Annotated in this window: 21 protein-coding genes; 8 read left to right on the top strand and 13 right to left on the bottom strand. The window is 69.7% G+C overall.

The window, feature by feature from the left end:
- Nucleotides 1–2: 2 nt before the first annotated feature.
- The 3 genes from pabB to HZ992_RS13535 all read left to right on the top strand — a co-directional run bounded on the left by pabB (nucleotide 3) and on the right by HZ992_RS13535 (nucleotide 3,720).
- Complete coding sequence (gene pabB, locus HZ992_RS13545; protein ID WP_209382376.1) at nucleotides 3–1,844, top strand: aminodeoxychorismate synthase component I; 1,842 nt, start codon at nucleotides 3–5, stop codon at nucleotides 1,842–1,844.
- On the top strand, nucleotides 1,841–2,500 hold the full coding sequence (locus HZ992_RS13540) for an HAD family hydrolase (protein WP_209382375.1): 660 nt from the start codon (nucleotides 1,841–1,843) through the stop codon (nucleotides 2,498–2,500). Before pabB ends, HZ992_RS13540 begins: the two co-directional genes overlap by 4 nt.
- A 116-nt stretch (nucleotides 2,501–2,616) precedes the next feature.
- Nucleotides 2,617–3,720: a methyl-accepting chemotaxis protein gene (locus HZ992_RS13535; RefSeq protein ID WP_209382374.1), complete on the top strand. Its 1,104-nt coding sequence runs from the start codon at nucleotides 2,617–2,619 to the stop codon at nucleotides 3,718–3,720.
- On the opposite strand, the gene HZ992_RS13530 is transcribed toward HZ992_RS13535, so the two are convergent.
- The 4 genes from HZ992_RS13530 to HZ992_RS13515 form a co-directional block, all read right to left on the bottom strand.
- A complete protein-coding gene (locus tag HZ992_RS13530) occupies nucleotides 3,700–4,347 on the bottom strand; it encodes a M48 family metalloprotease (protein WP_209382373.1) in 648 nt (215 codons plus the stop codon). The genes HZ992_RS13535 and HZ992_RS13530 overlap by 21 nt on opposite strands.
- 106 nt (nucleotides 4,348–4,453) lie before the next feature.
- Nucleotides 4,454–5,083, bottom strand: coding sequence for a response regulator (locus HZ992_RS13525; protein ID WP_209382372.1), 630 nt, complete (start codon nucleotides 5,081–5,083; stop codon nucleotides 4,454–4,456).
- Entirely contained in the window at nucleotides 5,080–6,435 is a 1,356-nt protein-coding gene (locus HZ992_RS13520) for a histidine kinase (protein ID WP_209382371.1), read from the bottom strand. The genes HZ992_RS13525 and HZ992_RS13520 overlap by 4 nt, the downstream gene beginning before the upstream one ends.
- Nucleotides 6,432–7,331 carry an alpha/beta fold hydrolase gene (locus HZ992_RS13515; RefSeq protein WP_245213014.1) on the bottom strand — a complete coding sequence of 300 codons (900 nt, stop codon included), beginning with the start codon at nucleotides 7,329–7,331 and terminating at the stop codon, nucleotides 6,432–6,434. The genes HZ992_RS13520 and HZ992_RS13515 overlap by 4 nt, the downstream gene beginning before the upstream one ends.
- A gap of 201 nt (nucleotides 7,332–7,532) precedes the next feature.
- Between HZ992_RS13515 and pqqA the strand changes: the two genes are divergently transcribed.
- From pqqA to pqqE, 5 genes are all read left to right on the top strand, one after another.
- Nucleotides 7,533–7,607 (top strand): pyrroloquinoline quinone precursor peptide PqqA, encoded by a 75-nt coding sequence (pqqA, locus tag HZ992_RS13510; RefSeq protein ID WP_082000890.1) that lies wholly within the window; start codon nucleotides 7,533–7,535, stop codon nucleotides 7,605–7,607.
- A gap of 61 nt (nucleotides 7,608–7,668) precedes the next feature.
- Complete coding sequence (pqqB, locus tag HZ992_RS13505) at nucleotides 7,669–8,589, top strand: pyrroloquinoline quinone biosynthesis protein PqqB (protein ID WP_209382369.1); 921 nt, start codon at nucleotides 7,669–7,671, stop codon at nucleotides 8,587–8,589.
- 1 nt (nucleotide 8,590) lies between these two features.
- The gene (gene pqqC / locus HZ992_RS13500; protein ID WP_209382368.1) at nucleotides 8,591–9,307 is read left to right on the top strand and encodes a pyrroloquinoline-quinone synthase PqqC; all 717 of its coding nucleotides are present in this window, start codon (nucleotides 8,591–8,593) and stop codon (nucleotides 9,305–9,307) included.
- Nucleotides 9,304–9,579: a pyrroloquinoline quinone biosynthesis peptide chaperone PqqD gene (pqqD, locus tag HZ992_RS13495; protein WP_209382367.1), complete on the top strand. Its 276-nt coding sequence runs from the start codon at nucleotides 9,304–9,306 to the stop codon at nucleotides 9,577–9,579. Before pqqC ends, pqqD begins: the two co-directional genes overlap by 4 nt.
- Nucleotides 9,580–9,583: 4 nt before the next feature.
- Nucleotides 9,584–10,729 carry a pyrroloquinoline quinone biosynthesis protein PqqE gene (pqqE, locus tag HZ992_RS13490; RefSeq protein ID WP_209382366.1) on the top strand — a complete coding sequence of 382 codons (1,146 nt, stop codon included), beginning with the start codon at nucleotides 9,584–9,586 and terminating at the stop codon, nucleotides 10,727–10,729.
- Nucleotides 10,730–10,731: 2 nt separating this feature from the next.
- On the opposite strand, the gene HZ992_RS13485 is transcribed toward pqqE, so the two are convergent.
- From HZ992_RS13485 to HZ992_RS13445, 9 genes are all read right to left on the bottom strand, one after another.
- Nucleotides 10,732–11,346, bottom strand: coding sequence for a c-type cytochrome (locus tag HZ992_RS13485; protein WP_209382365.1), 615 nt, complete (start codon nucleotides 11,344–11,346; stop codon nucleotides 10,732–10,734).
- 101 nt (nucleotides 11,347–11,447) lie between these two features.
- Nucleotides 11,448–11,981, bottom strand: coding sequence for a thioredoxin family protein (locus HZ992_RS13480; protein ID WP_209382364.1), 534 nt, complete (start codon nucleotides 11,979–11,981; stop codon nucleotides 11,448–11,450).
- Nucleotides 11,978–12,805, bottom strand: coding sequence for a quinoprotein dehydrogenase-associated SoxYZ-like carrier (locus HZ992_RS13475; RefSeq protein WP_209382363.1), 828 nt, complete (start codon nucleotides 12,803–12,805; stop codon nucleotides 11,978–11,980). The genes HZ992_RS13480 and HZ992_RS13475 overlap by 4 nt, the downstream gene beginning before the upstream one ends.
- An 18-nt stretch (nucleotides 12,806–12,823) precedes the next feature.
- Nucleotides 12,824–13,789 (bottom strand): MBL fold metallo-hydrolase, encoded by a 966-nt coding sequence (locus HZ992_RS13470; RefSeq protein ID WP_209382362.1) that lies wholly within the window; start codon nucleotides 13,787–13,789, stop codon nucleotides 12,824–12,826.
- 7 nt (nucleotides 13,790–13,796) lie between these two features.
- Nucleotides 13,797–14,339: an SRPBCC family protein gene (locus HZ992_RS13465; RefSeq protein WP_209382361.1), complete on the bottom strand. Its 543-nt coding sequence runs from the start codon at nucleotides 14,337–14,339 to the stop codon at nucleotides 13,797–13,799.
- Nucleotides 14,340–14,373: 34 nt separating this feature from the next.
- A complete protein-coding gene (locus tag HZ992_RS13460; protein WP_209382360.1) occupies nucleotides 14,374–15,327 on the bottom strand; it encodes a YVTN family beta-propeller repeat protein in 954 nt (317 codons plus the stop codon).
- Nucleotides 15,324–16,151 (bottom strand): quinoprotein dehydrogenase-associated SoxYZ-like carrier, encoded by an 828-nt coding sequence (locus tag HZ992_RS13455; RefSeq protein ID WP_209382359.1) that lies wholly within the window; start codon nucleotides 16,149–16,151, stop codon nucleotides 15,324–15,326. Before HZ992_RS13455 ends, HZ992_RS13460 begins: the two co-directional genes overlap by 4 nt.
- 7 nt (nucleotides 16,152–16,158) lie before the next feature.
- Entirely contained in the window at nucleotides 16,159–16,512 is a 354-nt protein-coding gene (locus HZ992_RS13450; protein WP_209382358.1) for a hypothetical protein, read from the bottom strand.
- Between the two features lie 16 nt (nucleotides 16,513–16,528).
- Nucleotides 16,529–17,230, bottom strand: a complete 702-nt coding sequence (locus HZ992_RS13445) for a hypothetical protein (RefSeq protein WP_209382357.1) — start codon at nucleotides 17,228–17,230, stop codon at nucleotides 16,529–16,531.
- Nucleotides 17,231–17,232: the final 2 nt, after the last annotated feature.

Here is a 17,232-nt window from a genome sequence, read left to right as displayed (position 1 = left end):
CGATGGTCTGCGCGCTGCTCGACGACCGCGACGCAACCGAATCGAACCCCACGAGCCGGCTCTACACCGGCTTCGTGAGCGAGCACCGCTGCGCCGATCCTGCCACGCTGGACGCCACCTGGGCTGCGGTCGAGGCCGACCAGCGCGCCGGCCTGCACGCGCTGCTGCTGGCCGACTACGAGTGGGGCGCGCGACTGCTGAAGGCCGGCCACGAAGGTCTCGCGCCGGCCGATCATGGCGCACTGCGCGTGCTGATGTTCGAGCGATGCGAGCGGATGTCGCATGCGCAGGCCGGCCTCTGGCTCACGCAGCAGCCCGAGGCCGGCGGCCCGGCCGGTGCGATGCACCTGCAGCCGAGCGTCGACCGCGCCGAGTTCACCGCGGCGATTGCACGCATCCACGAGGCCATTGCCGCCGGCGAGACCTACCAGGTCAACTACACCTACCGTCTGCATGGCCGGATGTTCGGCTCGCCGCTGGCGCTGTACCGGCTGCTGCGCGAGCGACAGCCCGTGGCCTACGGCGCGTACATCGTTCTGCCGGAGGGCGGCGACACCACGCATGTGCTGTCCTGCTCGCCCGAACTCTTCGTGCGCGGCGAGGGTGGTGTGGTCACCGCCCGGCCGATGAAGGGAACGGCTTCGCGAATCACCGCCCCCGAGGGCGACAGCGAGACGGCACGCATGCTCTCGCTGGACATCAAGAACCGCGCCGAGAACCTGATGATCGTCGACCTGCTGCGCAACGACCTCGGCCGCATCGCGCAGATCGGCTCGGTGAAGGTGCCCGAGCTGTTCGCGGTCGAGCCCTACTCGACGGTGTTCCAGATGACCTCGACGGTGCAGGCGCGGCTGCGCCCGGAGATCGGCTTCGCCGAGCTGCTGCGTGCGGTATTCCCCTGCGGCTCGATCACCGGAGCACCCAAGCACCACACGATGCAGCTGATCGCCGGGCTGGAGAGCACGCCGCGCGGCCTGTACTGCGGCGCGATCGGCTGGCTCGACGCGCCTCGCGGGGGCCAGCGTTGCGGCGACTTCTGCCTGTCGGTGGCGATCCGCACGATCACGCTGGGTGCCGCGCAGCACGGGGCGCGGCCGCTGCGGCTGGGCGTCGGCGCGGGCATCGTCAAGGACAGCCGTGCCGACGACGAGTTCGACGAATGCCGATTGAAGGCGCGTTTCCTCACGGGCCTGGCGCCGGGCTTCGAGCTGTTCGAGACGGTGCTGTGCACGGTCGACGGTGCACTGCCGTGGCTGACGCGCCATCTCGACAGGCTGGCGCGCAGCGCTGCCGCGCTGGGCTTCGGATTCGACCGCGACGCCGCTCGCGCGCGACTCGAAGCGACCGCTGCTGAGCCTGGCGACGCGCCTCGCCGCCTGCGCCTCGCGCTGGCGCACGATGGCCGCCTGACGCTCACGCAGTCCGCGCTCGCGCCGCTGCAGGATGGCGAGGTGGTGCTGCGCATCGCTGGCGAGCGTCTGCCGGACGCAAACCCGCTGGCGGCGCACAAGACCACGCTACGCGCGCGCTACGACGCCGGGCTGCGCGAGGCCGAGCGCCTGGGCGCGTTCGACAGTCTGTTCTTCAGCGAGAGCGGCTGGCTCGTCGAAGGCGGGCGCAGCTCGGTGTTCGTGAAGCTGCAAGGTCGCTGGTACACGCCGCCGCTGGCCGACGGCGCGCTCCCCGGCGTGATGCGTGCGGTGCTGCTCGACGACGCCGCGTTCGGTGCCCGCGAACGCCGCCTGAGCCGGGGCGACCTTGAACGGGCCCAGGCCGTGATGGTCTGCAACGCGCTGCGCGGCGTGCTGCCCGCACGCCTGCTGCACACCGACGAGGTCACGTGAAGATCGCGCTGTTCGATCTCGACCACACGCTGATTCCCTTCGACAGCGGCATGGCCTGGACGCGCCACCTGGTGCGCGAAGGCGCGCTGGAGCCCGCGGCGGAGCAGCGTTACCTCGACTTCTGCCACCAGTACGTGGCTGGCACGCTGGACATCCACGCCATGCACCGCGCCAACATGGCGCCGCTGTCGGCCTTCGGCTCGGAGCAGCTGCAGGCCTGGCGAGAGGGCTTCGCGCGCGAGATGCAGGCGCTGCTGCCGCAGGGGATGCGCGATCTGGTCGATCGGCATCGCGCACAGGGCGACCTGTGCGCGATCGTCACCGCCACCTCGCGCTGGGTGGCCGAGCCCTTCGCCCGCGGCTTCGGCATCGAGCACCTGCTGGCCACCGAGGCCGTGATGTCGCAGGGCCGACCCGGCACCGAGATCGACGGGCTGCCGTGCTTTCGCGAGCACAAAGTCACGAAGGTCGAGGCGTGGCTGGCCGCTCTGGGCGCGCCGCCGCTGGCGCAGGCCCGGGCGTCCTGGTTCTATTCGGACTCCGCCAGCGACCTGCCGTTGCTGCAGGCGGTGCGCCACCCCGTCGCGGTGCGCCCCGATGCCCGATTGCGTGCGCATGCCATGGCCGCCGGCTGGCCTGTGCTCGACAGCCTTTGAAAGCACTCAAGTAGGCCGCCTTTTCTGTCGATAGCCGCGGTCAGACCCAGGCCACAGTGCCCGGGAAGGGGTCGAGCAGTCGGTCGGCCGTGGCGAACCCGTGCTGGGGGACAAACATGGAATGGATACGCAACATCAGCCTGGTGCGCCGGGTGGTGATCGGTTTCACGGTGATGGCCGCCTGGTCGGCGTCGCTCGGAGCCGCTGCGGTGTGGGCCTTGCCCAGCGGGCAGGCCGCCTGGGCGATCGGCATGGCGTCGGCGGCGGGCTGCTTGGTCGCGCTGCTGGCCGGCTGGATGATCCGCTCCAGCATCAAGGACTCGGTCGAGTCCACTGTCGACGCGGTGGTCCGCATTGCCGGCGGTGACCTCGAGACCAAGATCGAATCGCCCGGGAAGGACGAGATCTCCTGGCTGCGGGCCGAACTCAACGGCATGCGCAAGAAGCTGCGCAAGATGGTGCTGGAAGTCCGCGAGACGGCCGAGGGCGTGAACACCGCCTCGGCCGAGATCGCCTCGGGCAATACCGACCTGTCGTCGCGCACCGAGAGCCAGGCCAGCGCCTTGCAGCAGACCGCCAGCTCGATGCAGCAGCTCGCCGGTTCGGTGCGCAGCAACGCCGAGAACACGCACAAGGCGCGCGAGGAAGTCGCGCAGTCGAGCTCGGTGGCGGCGCGCGGCGCCCAGACCATGCAGGACGTGGTGTCGCGCATGGGCGAGATCCATTCGAGCGCCACGCGCATCGGCGAGATCGTCGGCGTGATCGACGGCATTGCCTTCCAGACCAACATCCTCGCGCTGAACGCAGCCGTCGAGGCGGCGCGTGCCGGCGAGCACGGCCGCGGCTTCGCGGTGGTGGCCTCCGAGGTGCGCGCGCTGGCCCAGCGCAGTTCCACCGCGGCGCGTGAGATCAAGACGCTGATCGGCGACTCCACCGCCAAGGTCGACGCCGGATCCAAGCTGGTCGACGATGCCGGCCACACGATGCAGGAGATCCTCGACAGCGTGAAGCGGGTGTCGACGCTGATCGGCGAGATCGCGGACGCCGGTGAGTCTCAGAGCAGCGGCATTGCCGAGATGAACCAGGCGGTGGCGCAGATCGACACGATGACGCAGCAGAACGCGGCGCTCGTCGAGGAACTGGCCGCCGCGGCGCAGTCGCTGCAGGGTCAGTCCGGGCGGCTCAGCAGCTCGATGGGCTCATTCCGCGTCACTGCCTGAACCCGCGCCGCCCTGCGCGGCGCGCAGCGAGGCCAAACGCTTTCGCGTGCCCGGGTGGGTGGCGGTGTCGCGCTGCACGCCGGTCTGCGTGAAGATCGCGAACGCGTCCTGCGGCGGCCGGCCCAGCGTGCGCAGCACCTGCGCAGCATAGGCATCGGCCTCGAACTCCTGGCGGTGCGACAGGCCCGAGGCCTCGCGGCCGAGCAACCCGGCTACCGGGTCGGTGGTCTGCGGGGTCACCTCGCCGGGCACCCAGCGCCGGTACACCTGGCCCATCTGCAGCCAGTGGCGGCTCGCCACGTGCCCGAGTTCATGCGCCAGCACGAACAGGCGCGCGCCCTCGGGCAGGTCGGCCAGCGATTCATTGGCGACGATGATGTGGCCGTGCAGCGTCTCGGCGAGCGTCTCGCCGCGGATCACGCGCAGCTCGACCGGCAGTTCGGCGGGCAAGGCCTGCCGCAACTGATCGAAGCTGGCGCGCACCGAGCTGGCGCGCGGGCCGTCGGCGGCCGGTTCCACCATGTCCAGTCGCATCTGCTGCGAGCGACGCAGGACGTCGACGATGTCCTCGCCGCGGGCCGGGCCGGCCAGCGCAATGCCGAGAAGTGTCAGCTGGAACCACCGCATGTCGCACCTCCGTGGGGCGAATCGGGCTGGATCCGCCTACGCGGTGCTGCATCGCAACAAGCATGCCTGATTCAGGGTTAACCCTGATTTGCGGGGTGTTTGCCGGTCAGATCTGGATCAGGCCCCACTGCAAGGCCACGAGCGTCAGCTCCGACTGGTTGCTGGCCCCCAGCTTCTGCTTCACGTGATACAGGTGGGTGCCCACGGTGCTGGGCGAGAGCTTCAGGTTCTCGGCGATCTGCGCCACGCTCTGGCCGCGCGCGAGCTGGATGAACACCGAGAACTCACGCTCGCTGAGTGTCTGCGCCGGGCTGGTGTCGCCCTTGACCTGCGCCATCGCCAGCGAGCGTGCGGTCTGCGCGTCGACATAGGCCTCGTGGCGCGAGACGGCGGTGACGGCGGCGATCAGTGCATCGGGCGCGCTGCGCTTGGTCAGGTAACCCAGCGCACCGGCGCGCAGCACCCGTTGCGGATGCGCCGTGTCCTCGTGGGCCGACAAGGCCAGGATGCGCACCTTCGGATCCTGCGCGACCAGCCGCCGCACTGCCTCGAGGCCGCCCATGCCGGGCATGGACAGGTCCATCACCACCACGTCGGGCAAAACGCGGGCGTACTCGGCGCAGGCCTGCTCGCCGGTGTCGAATTCGGCCACCACCTCCACCTGCGCATCGGCCAGCAGCATGCGAAAGCCCATGCGCACCAGCGCATGGTCGTCGACGAGCATCACTCGGATCATCCGTTCTCCGCAGGCAGGGGCAGGCGCACCGTGAGCTGGGCGCCATGGGGTTGGATTGGTTCGAGCGCGAGCGTTCCGTGCAGGCCTTCGACGCGTTCGGTGAGCCAGCGCAGGCCGTAGTGGCCGTTGCGCGGCAGGCCCTGCTCCGGCAGGCCGACACCATCGTCGCGCAAGGTCAGGCGCACGTCCTCGGTGCTGCCGGCGACCTCGAGCACGATGTGGGTAGCCTGCCCGTGGCGCAGCGCGTTGGTGATGCCTTCCTGCGCGGCGCGGTACAGCGTCAGCGCCGCTTCGGCCGGCACGCGGGCCGTACCCAGGTCCACGTGCATCTCGAGCGCCACCGAAGCGTGGCTGCGCCGTGTGCGCTCGACCAGGTCGTTGAGTGCATCGGCCAGGCCGAAGTTGTCGAGCACCAGCGGCGTGAGCCGCGGGATGATGCCGTGCATCGCGTCGTACAGGCGCGAGGATTCGTCGGCGATGACGCGCGCGGCCTGCGCCGCCTGCGGGTCGCTGCCGGCCGTGCGCTGGGCGATCGACAGCGCCATGCTGCGCATCGCGGTGACCGACTGGCCCAGCTCGTCGTGAAGCTCGCGCGCGATCATTCGGCGCTCCTGCTCGATGTGGTGGTCGATCCAGCGGGTCAGCTCGCGGCTGTCGGACAGCTGCAGCTCGGCGCGCACCGCGCGCCGCTCGGTCTCGATGTGGCCCTGCAGCTCGCCGACCATGCGATTGAAGGCTGCGCCGATGGCACCGGCCTCGCGGCCGGGCAGTGCCGGCAGCGCCACGTCGAAGCGGCCGCCCTGCAGTTCGTTCAGCGCGCCGACGATCTGCCCGAATGGCCGCACCGTGCGGCCCACCAGCCAGAACACCAGCGTGTTGACGGCCACCAGCAAGGCCGCCGCGCCGCCGGCCAGCAGCAGCACGTAGTCCCAGGCGTCGACGGCCGCGCGCGAGGCGTTGGCGCGCACCTCCAGCTTGCCGTCGGGGAAGGCGATCGACTGCACGGAAGGCGGCGGCGAGATGAGCGCCTCGAACCATGCCGGCGCATCGCGGCCCGCCTTGTAGGGCGAGGGCGGCGAGCGGTACAGCTCCACCCCTTGCGCGTCATAGAACGTCACGTCGTTCGAGCGGATGCGGCCGATGCCCTGCAGGAAGCTGAGCATCGCCGGCGTGCCCTGCGCCGCATATCGCCAGGCGGTGCGGTCCAGCAGCTGGCTGGCCACGCGGTTGGCGGCCACCACTTCCTCGTGCACCGACTCGCGCATGCTGCGCAGCTGCAGGGCCAGCACGGCGGCCATGAACAGCACGGTCAGCGCTCCGACGATCAGGTTGATCTTCAGTCGCAGCGTCATGCGGCCGCTCCAAAGCTGCCATGCGCCGCGAAATGGTCCAGCGCCGTGACGGTGGCGCCCACCAGGGCCGGGTGGGACGGATCGTGCCCGCCTTCGTCGACCCACTGCAGCGCGGCGTGCGGCAGGCGCTGGTGCAGGGCAACCGCGCCGTCGGCGGGGCAGATGCGGTCGTCGCGCGCGTGGAGGAGCAGGGTCGGCACGCGCGGCAGGGCCTCGCACCGCTCCAGCAGCGTCGGCGCTTGCAGCCAGCAGCCGTGCACGAGGTAATGGGCCTGCACGCGCAGGCGGTCCACCTGGAGCGCGAGCGCCTCGCCGCGGGGCGCGATCGCGCTGGCGGCCGTCCCTGCCAGCGCCTGCTCGCGATGCCACCAGCTCAGCGCCGCCGCTTCGCGCGCGGCCGCGTTGTTCGACGACAGCGCCTCGGCCAGCGCGCGGAGCGAGAGTTCACCGAAGAATTCGGCGATGTCCTGCGGCCGGGCCAGGAAGCTGGCGCGCAGCAGCAGCGCGTCGATCGCCTCGGGCTCGGCGGCGGCGTAGGCCACGGCGAGCGTCGCGCCCCAGGAGCCGCCGCTGACCAGCCAGCGCGCGATGCCCAGGTGCTCGCGCACGCGGCGCAGGTCGGCGAGCAGGTCGTCGGTGGTGTTGTGCTCGATGCCGCCACGGGGCTGGCTGCCGCCGCTGCCCCGCTGGTCGGGGCAGACGATGCGGTAGCGCGCCGGATCGAACACGCGCCGCAGCAGCGGCGAGCAGCCCGAACCCGGGCCGCCGTGCAGCACCACGGCCGGGATGCCGTCGGCCGTGCCGAACTCCTGCACCTGCAGCACATGGCCGCCGGGCACGGGCAGCGCACGGCTGCGCAGCAAGGGCGGGTCGGGGTACAGGGTCGGCAGCGGCACCCGCCGATGGTATCGACCCGGCGAGGCGCTCGCCGCGTCAAGCACTACGGGTCAAGCCGTAGCCTGATTCCAGATAATCATGAGGCGCGAATCATGGTCGGGGGACTGTGCGTGGCCCCGGTCCGGCGCGACCATGCGTCACGGGATGACTGCATCCCCGCGGCTGCCGCCCGGTGCCGTGCCACTCCCAGGAGACTTCGCATGCAATGGCAAACCCCGACCGCGACCGACTTCCGCTTCGGTTTCGAAATCACGATGTACGTCGCCGCCCGCTGAGCGACTGAATCGGAGCCGCCGCGCTGGACCGCAGGCGGCGGCTTTCTCTTTTCCCGACGCCATGCGCATCACCATCCTCGGTTCGGCCGCCGGCGGCGGATTCCCGCAGTGGAACTGCAACTGCCGCAACTGCGCCGGCCAGCGCGACGGCAGCCTGCGCGCCAAGGCACGCACCCAGTCGTCGATCTTCGTCAGCGGCAGCACGAGCGCAGATGGCGTGCTGTTCAACGCCTCGCCCGACATCCTCGAGCAGATCCGCTCGCACCCTGCGCTGCAGCCGGGCCGCGCGGTGCGCGACACGGCCATCGCCGGCGTGGTGCTCATGGACGGGCAGATCGACCACGCCACGGGCCTGTTCATGCTGCGCGAACGCGGCCGCCCGCTGCCGCTGTGGTGCACCGACCCGGTCGAGGAAGACCTGAGCACCGGCAACCCGGTGCTCAAGGTGCTCGGCCATTACTGCGGCGTCGACCGCCACCGCATCGCGCTCGACGGCGCGGCTTTCGAGGTGCCCGGCGCGGCGGATCTGTCCTTCCGCGCCGTGCCGCTGTCGAGCAAGGCGGCGCCGTATTCTCCGCACCGCGAAGCGCCGGTGCCGGGCGACAACATCGGCATGTTGATCAGCGACCGGCGCAGTGGCCGCAGCGCCTTCTACGCCCCCGGCCTCGGCGAGATCACGCCGGCGCTGTTCGACCTGATGTGCGGCGCCGATGCGGTGCTGGTCGACGGCACCTTCTGGACCGACGACGAGATGATCCGTCTCGGCCTGTCGAAGAAGACCGCGCGCGACATCGGCCACCTGCCGCAAAGCGGCGCCGGCGGCATGATCGAGTGGCTGGACAAGCTGCCCGCCTCGACGCGGCGCCTGCTCATCCACATCAACAACACCAACCCGATCCTCGACGAAGACTCGCCCGAGCGCGCGCTGCTCACGCAGCACCGCATCGAGCCCTGCGAGGACCGCATGACCCTGGACCTCTGACATGACTCATCACCCCGTAGCGTGGAATCGCATCGAGTTCGAAGCCCAGCTGCGCGAGCGCGGCCGCTCGTACCACATCCACCACCCGTTCAACGTCATGCTCAACACGGGCAAGGCGACGCCCGAGCAGATCCGCGGCTGGGTGGCCAACCGCTTCTACTACCAGATCGCGATTCCGATCAAGGACGCGGCGGTGATGTCCAACTGCCCCGACCGTGACGTGCGCCGTGGCTGGGTGCAGCGCATCCTTGACCACGACGGCTTCGAGCTCGGCGGGGTGAAGGACGAAGGCGGCATCGAGGCCTGGCTGCGCCTGGCGCAGGCCGTCGGCCTGACGCGCGAGGAGGTGCTCGACCAGCGCCACGTGATCCCGGCGCTGCGTTTCGCCGTCGACGCCTATGTCAACTTCGCGCGCCGCTCGCCCTGGCAGGAGGCGGTGTGCTCCTCGCTCACCGAACTCTTCGCGCCCGAGATCCACAAGCAGCGCCTGGCCACCTGGCCCGAGCACTACGGCTGGATCGATCAAGCCGGCCTGGCCTACTTTCGCAACCGCGTCAGCCAGGCGCGGCGCGACGTCGAGCAGGGCCTGGCCATCACGCTGGACCACTTCACGACGCGGCCCTTGCAGGAGCGCGCGCTCGAGGTGCTGCAGTTCAAGCTCGACATCCTGTGGGCGATGAACGATGCGATGGCACTGAAGTACGGAGTCAGCGAGTGAGTCCTGCGAGCATCGCCAGCCAGCCGCGTGTGGGCCACGGCTTTCGCCTGCAATGGGAGCCCGTGCAGGAAGCGCACGTGCTGCTCTACCCCGAGGGCATGGTCAAGCTCAATGGCAGCGCCGGCGAGATCATGAAGCGCTGCGACGGGCAGCGCAGCGTCGGCGAGATCGTCACCGACCTGGAGCAGGCCTTCAGCGTGCAGGGCCTGCAGGGCGACGTGCTGGCCTTCGTCGAGATGGCGGCCAAGCAGCGCTGGCTGGTTTGGGACTGACAGGGTGAGTACCGTCTCCAACCGCCCCGGCCCGCCGCTGTGGCTGCTCGCCGAGCTCACCTACCGCTGCCCGCTGCACTGCGTCTTTTGCTACAACCCGGTCGACTACGCGGCACAGCCCGACGAACTGTCGACCGAGGACTGGCTGCGCGTGCTGCGCGAAGGGCGCGAGCTCGGCGCCGTGCAGTGCGGCCTGTCCGGCGGCGAGCCGCTGCTGCGCGACGACCTCGAACTCATCGTCGCCGAGGCGCACCGCCTGGGCTACTACACCAACCTGCTGACCTCGGGCGTGGGCCTCACGGCGGAGCGCGCCGCGGCGCTGAAGGCGGCGGGGCTCGACCACGTGCAGCTGTCGTTCCAGGACTCGACGCGCGAGATGAACGACTTCCTCTCGCACACGAAGACCTTCGAGCTGAAGAACCGCGTCGCGAAGATCATCAAGGACCAGGGCTGGCCGATGGTCATGAACGTGGTCATCCACCGCCTGAACATCGACCACATCGACCGCATCATCGGCATGGCCGCGGAGCTCGGCGCCGAGTACATCGAGCTGGCCAACACGCAGTACTACTCCTGGGCCTTCGTGAACCGCGCGCAATTGCTGCCCACGCACGAGCAATTGAAGCGCGCCGAAGCGGTGACCGATGCCTGGCGCCAGAAGCTCGGCGATCGCATGCGCATCTTCTTCGTGGCGCCCGACTACCACGAGGGCAAGGCGAAGAAGTGCGTGAACGGCTGGGGCAGCATGTTCCTCACCGTGGCGCCCGACGGCACCGCGCTGCCCTGCCACACGGCGAAGATGCTGCCGGGCCTGGCCTTCCCGAACGTGCGCGACATGCCGCTGCGCGAGGTCTGGTTCGAATCCGAAGGCTTCAACCGCTACCGCGGCACCGGCTGGATGAAGGAGCCCTGCGTCAGTTGCGAGCACAAGGAAGAAGACCTGGGCGGCTGCCGCTGCCAGGCTTTCCTGATCGCGCAGGACGCGGAGGCGGCCGATCCGGTGTGCCGCAAGAGCCCGCAGCACGGCCAGGTGCTGGCGGCGGTGGCGCAGGCCGAGGAGGCCGCGCGCACTCGGGTCACCGAACACCCGCTGGTGTTCCGCGACCCGAAGGAATCACGCCGCCTCGCGATGGAAGCGCAGCGCGACTGAACTCAGCGCGACTGGACGTAGGCCGCGACGGCCTTGAGTTGCGCCTCGCTCAAGGCGCGCGTCTCGTTCTTCATCAGCACGCCGTGCGGGCGCAGCGGCGTGCGGAAGGCCTGCAACTGGCTGTAGACGTACTTGGCATTCAGGCCCGCCAGCCGCGGGAAGCCGGCCGCGCCTTCGGCCGCGTCGCCATGGCACTGTTTGCAGGGCAGCACGCCTTGCGACGGGCTGCCGTTCTCGTAGATCTTGCGGCCGGCGGCTTCGAGCTTGGGCTGGGTGGACTTTCCCGGTGCCGGCTTCTGCGCCGCGTAGTAGTCGGCCAGGCCCTCGATCGTTTCGTCGGTCAGCAACGCCGAGATGCCCCACATGTAGGCCTGCACGTCGGTCTCTGCGCGTGACTGGTTGCGGAAGTCCTTCAGCTGGCGGATCGTGTATTCGCGCATCTGGCCCGCCAGCGAGGGCACGAAGCTCTTGGTGCTTCGACCGAAGTCACCGTGGCAGGCGGCGCACACATGCACGGCGCGCTGCACCGATTCGAGTTCGGCCTTGTTCGTGGATTGCGCGTTCGCCGCGCCCGCCAGCCCGAGCACGGCCCAGGCGAGAAGTCGGAAGGTCTTCATGGTGGTTCTCGTTGGTTGTCTCTGTGACAGATTTTCCGCAGTGCCGCAGGCGCGGCGCTTGCGATGAGTCAAGTGGCCGGTGAGGTTGTCGGTCCGGCGCGTCACTGTTCCAGCCGCAGGATCTCGAGCTGCTCGGGTACTGTCTCGAAGGTGCCTGTGCCGGCAGGCATCTGCATCAGCGGTTTGCCCTTGGCATCGAGCAGCCACACGCTCGGGTAGACGAGCTGGCGGGCGCGCTCGTCGCCGATCGAGCGGTTGAATTCGGCATAGGGCATGGACTTGTCGCCGATGCGGAAGTAGAGGCGATCGGCCTGCACCGACAGGCTGCTGCGCAGGTCGTAGACGATGTAGTCGCGGGCGAAGTGCGGCGCCAGCTCAGTCGCGTTCTTCTCCAGGAAGGCCTCGTACTTGCGGCAGAACGGGCAGTCGTTGGCACCGAGGTAGACGTACAGGCGCTTGTTCTCGCGCTGCGCGCGCTGCAGCGCGGCACTGAGGTCGAATTCCAGTCGTTGCGGTTGCCCGGTGCCCGGCACCAGCGTGGGCGCAAAGCGGGCCGGGAAGCCGGCGGCCGCCGCGGCGCCCGCAGCCACGCACAGGGCCAGCACGGCGGCCAGGCGGCGCAGCAAGTCGCTCATCCCACCGCCAGCGTGCCGACGAACTGGCTTTCCTTCGTGTCGGTCACCTCGGCGCGCAGCTCGCCGCGGCCGTGGGGCACGAAGTTGAAGCGCAGTGTCGGGTTCTCGCTGACCGAGAAGTCGAGCTCGGCGTCGAACACCTTGCGCTGCGCATAGCTGACCTTGATCGAGCGCACGAAGTGCGGCGGGATGTACATCACCGTCACCTGGTTGAGCTCGAAGCCGGTGTCGTTGGGGTGGACCACGGTCACGTCGGCGGTGGTGGGCTGGTCCATGTGCAGCTCGCCGTTGAGCTTGAGCATGGTCTTGCCGATCAGGTGCAGCGCCTCGCGGTTGGGCGGGGCGGAGCAGCCGCCGGAGGTCTTCACGTAGCGCGAGTCGGTGTGCAACTCGCCGTTGGACAGCTCGCTGACCACTCGCACGTGGCTGTATTCGTCCACGCGCAGCCGCGTCTCGAAGTCGGCCTGGCCGACCTCGGTGGTGAGGTCCAGCACGGCCGCGACCGGCGAGGGGTTCTTGTCGACCACGATGTACATCTTGCGCACGAACAGCTCGGGCTTCTGCGCCAGCTTGGAGACCACCTTCACCGGCACCGAGGCGCCGTAGGCCGCGCGCAGCGGCACGATCACCTGCACCACCGACTGCCCGGCGATGAGCTTCTTGCCCGGGAACAGCTTGCCGCTGATGCGCTCCCACTCGGGCGACGAGGCATCGTGCGTGGCCGAGGGCAGGCCGCCCACGGCGGCGAATGCACCGGCTGGCGACAGCGCCAGCGCGGCGAGGCCCTGCAGGGCATGGCGGCGGTTGGTGCGAACAGGTGGCATGGTGAACGGCTCCTCGGACTACTTGAACATCAGCTCGCGCTCGAAGCGCAGGAAGGCGACGGAGGCATTGCGGCGGTGGATCACGTCGTACTGGTCCCAGCCCTCGTACTCGGGCAGCTCGCCGGACTCGGCCACGCCGAGCAGCGAGGCGCCGGATCGGACCAGGCCACGCACCTTGGTCTCGAGCTGCGCGAGGTAGCGCTCCACCGTGCCGATCAGTGCCGATGATGAGGCCGGGCCGTGGCCCGGCACCACGGTGCCAACCCGCAGCGCGTGCAGCGACTGCAGCGCCTTCTTCCAGCCTTCCAGGTCGCTGTCCTGGATGTCGGGCACTCGGCCGGCGTCGAGCAGCCCGCCGCCGAACAGCACGCCGCTGCGCTCGTCGAACACGGCGATGTCGCCGGGGCCGCTGGAGTGGCCGAAGTACAGCACGCGCACCGGCCGGCCGATCAGCTCGAGTTCGTGCGGGGTCTCGAACTCCTGGTCGGGCTTGTACATCGCGGTGCCGCGCAGCGGCTCCTCGCCGACCGTCTGGCGCAGCGCCTTCAGGCAGGTCTCGCAGCGCGAAGCCATCAGCCGCGAGGTGCGGCTGTGCATGCGGATCGGGATGCCGAGCTCGCGGAAGGCCGTGCCGCCGAACAGGAACTCCGGCCGCGTATGGGTGACCAGCGCCACGCGCACCGGCTGGTCGGTGACGGCGCGGATCGCCGCGAGCAGCGCGCGGCCGTGCGCATGCGAGGTGCCGGTGTCGATCACGATCACGCCGCGCTCGCCGACGATGAAGCCGGCATTGCCGATGCGGCCGAGGTTGTTCTCGTCGGCTGCGCCGGTGCTGCCGGGCATCATGTACACGCCGGGCGCGATCTGCCGGGCCACCGGCGGTGCACCCGGCACGGGAGGCGCTGCCGGCGGCGCCGAAGCGCAGCCGGCCAGGGCGGCCAGGCCCAGACCGAACGAGACGCGGCGTCGCGTGAGGAGGCTCATGACCCGTCTACTTGGCCTCGGCCATCGACTTCAGGTTGGCCAGTCCCGACTTGTAGACGCCGGTGACCGCGGCCACGGCGGCTTCGTCGTTCTTGTCGGGCGGCGGATCGTTGTTCGGAAAGCCGCGGTAGAAAGCGCCACGCCACTCCACCACCGAGCCCTTGCCTTCGGCCTTCACGGTGATCGTCGAGGTGTAGTTCGTGACCGGCAGGGCGCCGCCGTCCTTGGCGCGGTAGCTGTACTTCATCTTCGCCGCGTCGTGGCTCTCCAGCGTCTCGGTCAGCGCGCCGCCGCCCTTGAGCTTGAGCTCGCGCACCGAGCCTTCTTCGTTGGCCTTGCTGGCCGGGCTCTCGGCCACGGCCGGGTGCCAGTTCTTCAGCGCATCGAAGTTGGCGATGATCGCCCACACCTTGTCGGCCGGCGCGTCGATGGCAATCGTCTCGACCACCTTCTGCCGCGTCGGGCCATGGGCCGCGGCAGGGCCGCTCATGCCGGTCAAGCCGGTCAGCAGGGCGAGGGCGGTCAGCCATCGGAAGGCGCGCATTTGCATCGTGAGTCTCCTAGTCAGTCGGGGATGTGAAGGTTCATGGCGCGGCGGGCGCGCCGATGAAGGCGCCGAAACCGCGGCTGTTCTTGCCGGTGTCGATGCGCGCCAGCGAACGGCCGCTCTCCGCGTCGAGCACGCTGACGTTGTCGTCCATCCAGTTGACGACGTAGACGCTGTCGCCGTGCGCGGCCACGCCCTCGGGGTAGCCGAAGCCGTCGAGCGTGCGCCGCACGGCGAGTGTCTCGGTGTCGATGACGCTCACCGTGTCGGCGTGCTGGTTGGTCACGTAGAGCAGCCGGCCGCCGTGGGCCAGCGCCGCGCCGTAGGGCGCGCGGCCGACCTTCACCGTGGCCGCGAGCTTCATCGCACGCAGGTCGACCACCGAGACGTCGTCGCTGAGCACGTTCAGCGCGTACAGGCGCTGGCGCGGCTCGTCGATCAGCAGCGCGAAGGGGTGCGTGCCGACGCGCACACGCGTGCGGATCGCCCGCGTGGCGACATCGATCGCCGCCACGCTGTCGTCGTCGCGTTCGGCCACGTACACCGTGCGGCCGTCGGCCGACACGGCGACACCGGCCGGTGCCTTGCCCACCGCGATCTCCGTGGCCGCGGCGCCGGGCTGCGTGGCATCGATCAGCAGCAGGCGGTTGCGGTACCAGTCGGCGACGAACAACAGCGTGCCGTCGGGCGAGGCATCGATGCCCACCGGTCCCGTGCCGGCCGGCAGCGTGTCGACCAGGCGCTGCGTGCGCATGTCGATCACCGAGATCGTCCGGCTGTCGGGGTTGGAGACGAACACGCGGCCGGCACGGCTGGACGCCACCACGCCAGCCGGCGAGCGGCCCACCGGCACGGTGGCCACCACCTTCTGCTGAGCCAGGTCGATCACCGAGACATCGTGGCTGCCCTGGTTGGTGATGTAGGCGAACGGCGCCGCCGAAGCTGCGCCGCCGGCCAGCCACAGCGAGATCGCCAGGATCCGACGGATCATTTCGGCGTGTCGCGCAGTGCCTGTGCGGCGACGAAGCGCAGCTCGCGCGAGTCGACCACGGTGGCGCGCAGCTCGCCGTTGCCCTGCGGCTGGAACCAGAAGCGGAAGTTCGGGTTCTCGCTGATCGAGAAGTCCACATCGGCGCTGAACACCGGCTTGCCGTCGTAGGTCACGTCGACCTTGCGCACGTAGTGCGCCGGGGTGAACTGGCGCGAGTACTGGTCCATCGCCAGGCCGGAATGGTTGGGGTGGTCGATCATCAGCTGGGCGAGCACCGGCGTGCGGCCCTTCAGGTCGCCCTCGACGCGAAAGCGCATCTGGCCGAGCGAGGCCGCCGCCGCCTGCGCGTCGCTGCCGGCCGGTGCGGAGCAGCCGCCGGAGGCCTTTACGAAGCGTGTCACGCCGAAGAGCTGGCCATCGCTGGTCTCGGCGATGGCGCGCACGTGCGAGTAGGCGTCGACACGCACACGGGTCTCGATTTCGGCTCGGCCGCTCTCCGGCGCGAACTGGAAGATCGCCGAGATGGGCGACGGGTTGGCGTCGATGATCAGGTAGAGCTTGCTGATGTAGCGGCCCGCGCCCTGCGGCCAGCGCGAGCGGATGGCGATCGGCACGACCGCGGCATCGATGGCGCGCGAAGGTGCCTCCAGCACCAGCATGTCGGCTGGTGCCGGCGCGATGCTGCGGCCCTCGAACAGGCTCGCTCGCACCTTCTGCCACACCGGGCTGGCGTCGGGGTCGTCGGTGGGCTGCAGGTTGCGGGCCTGGGACAGACCCGCAGCGACGAGCAGCAGCAGGGCGAACAGGCGTGCGAGGTGGTTCATGTCGGGCCTACTTCGGCGCGATGAAGCAACCCTGCTGCACCTTGGCCTGCAGGTCGCGGTAGCGTTTGATCTGCGGCTTGACGGTCTCGTTGTCGCGCAGTTCGCTGCCGCGCTCGCCGCCGATCGAGATGGCGTTGACGATGGTGATCATGTTCACGTAGTCCTCGTGCTTGACCTCGCGCGCCAGCGCGTCGAGCGCGCAGGAACACTTGTTGACCATCTCGTAGTACGGCCCGGGGTGGGTCTTCATGCACTCCTGCACGTAGAGGACCCGGTCGACGGTCGGGAAGTCGTTGGCGGCGGCGACGCCGGCCAGCGCCAGCGATGCAGCGGCTGCGAGGAATCGGGGCAGGGTCTTCATCGGGAGCTTCCGGAGTTCAGGGGTTGCGCGCAGAGGGCCTGGCGCCATCGAGCACCATCTCTTCGACCAGCAGCGGCGCGGCGGCCGGCGACTCGCCGTCGATGCGCGTGCGCACGGCGTAGACACCACCGGGTACCGCGTCGGACAGCGTGAACACGTACTGCTTGTTGGCCAGTTTCTCGAAGCGAGTTCGCAGCGGGTCGTCCAGGTACGGGGCGACGCTGATCTCGCGCGCCGCGACATTCTTGCCGCGGTAGGGCAGCGACACCTCCTTGATCTGCGCCGTCTCGGCGATCGCCATGCGGATGCGCTTGCGGAAGTAGTTCGGCTTGCCCTTGGTGAGACGGCTCATCTCGCGGATGTCGCGCTCGAGGAAGTACAGCACCACCGGGTTGCCCTCGGCCTCCTCGACTTCGGGCAGCGAGAGTTTGCGCGGGCCGCCGAGGAAATCGGCTGACGCGGCGCAGCACTTGCCGTCGGCCTTGGCCTTGAGCCTGATGCTGACCTTGTCGTCGAAGGCCTCTTCCATGCTGCCGGACTTGCTGAACGCATAGTTCAGCGTCGCCGGCGGTTTCAGCGAGGTGAGCTGGTTGCTCATGAACAACGCTCGCTCGGCGGGAGAAAAATCCTCTGCAGCGAGGGCGGGTGCGGCCAGGCAAAGCAGGGCGGCCAGCGCCGCGGCAGGGCGCTTCAGGGCGGTACGGAAACGGAGGGTCATGG

This window comes from Rhizobacter sp. AJA081-3, assembly GCF_017795745.1.
In the GTDB taxonomy this organism is placed as follows: domain Bacteria; phylum Pseudomonadota; class Gammaproteobacteria; order Burkholderiales; family Burkholderiaceae_C; genus Piscinibacter.
This window is presented reverse-complemented; position numbering and strand designations above follow the sequence as displayed.

Coding starts and splice junctions, on each gene's coding strand:
- HZ992_RS13465 (WP_209382361.1), bottom strand. CDS start 14,339: ATGCAAATGCGCGCCTTCCGATGGCTGACCGCCCTCGCCCTGCTGACC.
- HZ992_RS13525 (WP_209382372.1), bottom strand. CDS start 5,083: ATGATCCGAGTGATGCTCGTCGACGACCATGCGCTGGTGCGCATGGGC.
- HZ992_RS13445 (WP_209382357.1), bottom strand. CDS start 17,230: ATGACCCTCCGTTTCCGTACCGCCCTGAAGCGCCCTGCCGCGGCGCTG.
- pqqC (WP_209382368.1), top strand. CDS start 8,591: ATGACTCATCACCCCGTAGCGTGGAATCGCATCGAGTTCGAAGCCCAG.
- HZ992_RS13480 (WP_209382364.1), bottom strand. CDS start 11,981: ATGAGCGACTTGCTGCGCCGCCTGGCCGCCGTGCTGGCCCTGTGCGTG.
- HZ992_RS13470 (WP_209382362.1), bottom strand. CDS start 13,789: ATGAGCCTCCTCACGCGACGCCGCGTCTCGTTCGGTCTGGGCCTGGCC.
- HZ992_RS13450 (WP_209382358.1), bottom strand. CDS start 16,512: ATGAAGACCCTGCCCCGATTCCTCGCAGCCGCTGCATCGCTGGCGCTG.
- HZ992_RS13485 (WP_209382365.1), bottom strand. CDS start 11,346: ATGAAGACCTTCCGACTTCTCGCCTGGGCCGTGCTCGGGCTGGCGGGC.
- HZ992_RS13455 (WP_209382359.1), bottom strand. CDS start 16,151: ATGAACCACCTCGCACGCCTGTTCGCCCTGCTGCTGCTCGTCGCTGCG.
- pabB (WP_209382376.1), top strand. CDS start 3: ATGGTCTGCGCGCTGCTCGACGACCGCGACGCAACCGAATCGAACCCC.
- HZ992_RS13475 (WP_209382363.1), bottom strand. CDS start 12,805: ATGCCACCTGTTCGCACCAACCGCCGCCATGCCCTGCAGGGCCTCGCC.
- HZ992_RS13535 (WP_209382374.1), top strand. CDS start 2,617: ATGGAATGGATACGCAACATCAGCCTGGTGCGCCGGGTGGTGATCGGT.
- HZ992_RS13460 (WP_209382360.1), bottom strand. CDS start 15,327: ATGATCCGTCGGATCCTGGCGATCTCGCTGTGGCTGGCCGGCGGCGCA.
- HZ992_RS13520 (WP_209382371.1), bottom strand. CDS start 6,435: ATGACGCTGCGACTGAAGATCAACCTGATCGTCGGAGCGCTGACCGTG.
- pqqB (WP_209382369.1), top strand. CDS start 7,669: ATGCGCATCACCATCCTCGGTTCGGCCGCCGGCGGCGGATTCCCGCAG.
- HZ992_RS13530 (WP_209382373.1), bottom strand. CDS start 4,347: ATGCGGTGGTTCCAGCTGACACTTCTCGGCATTGCGCTGGCCGGCCCG.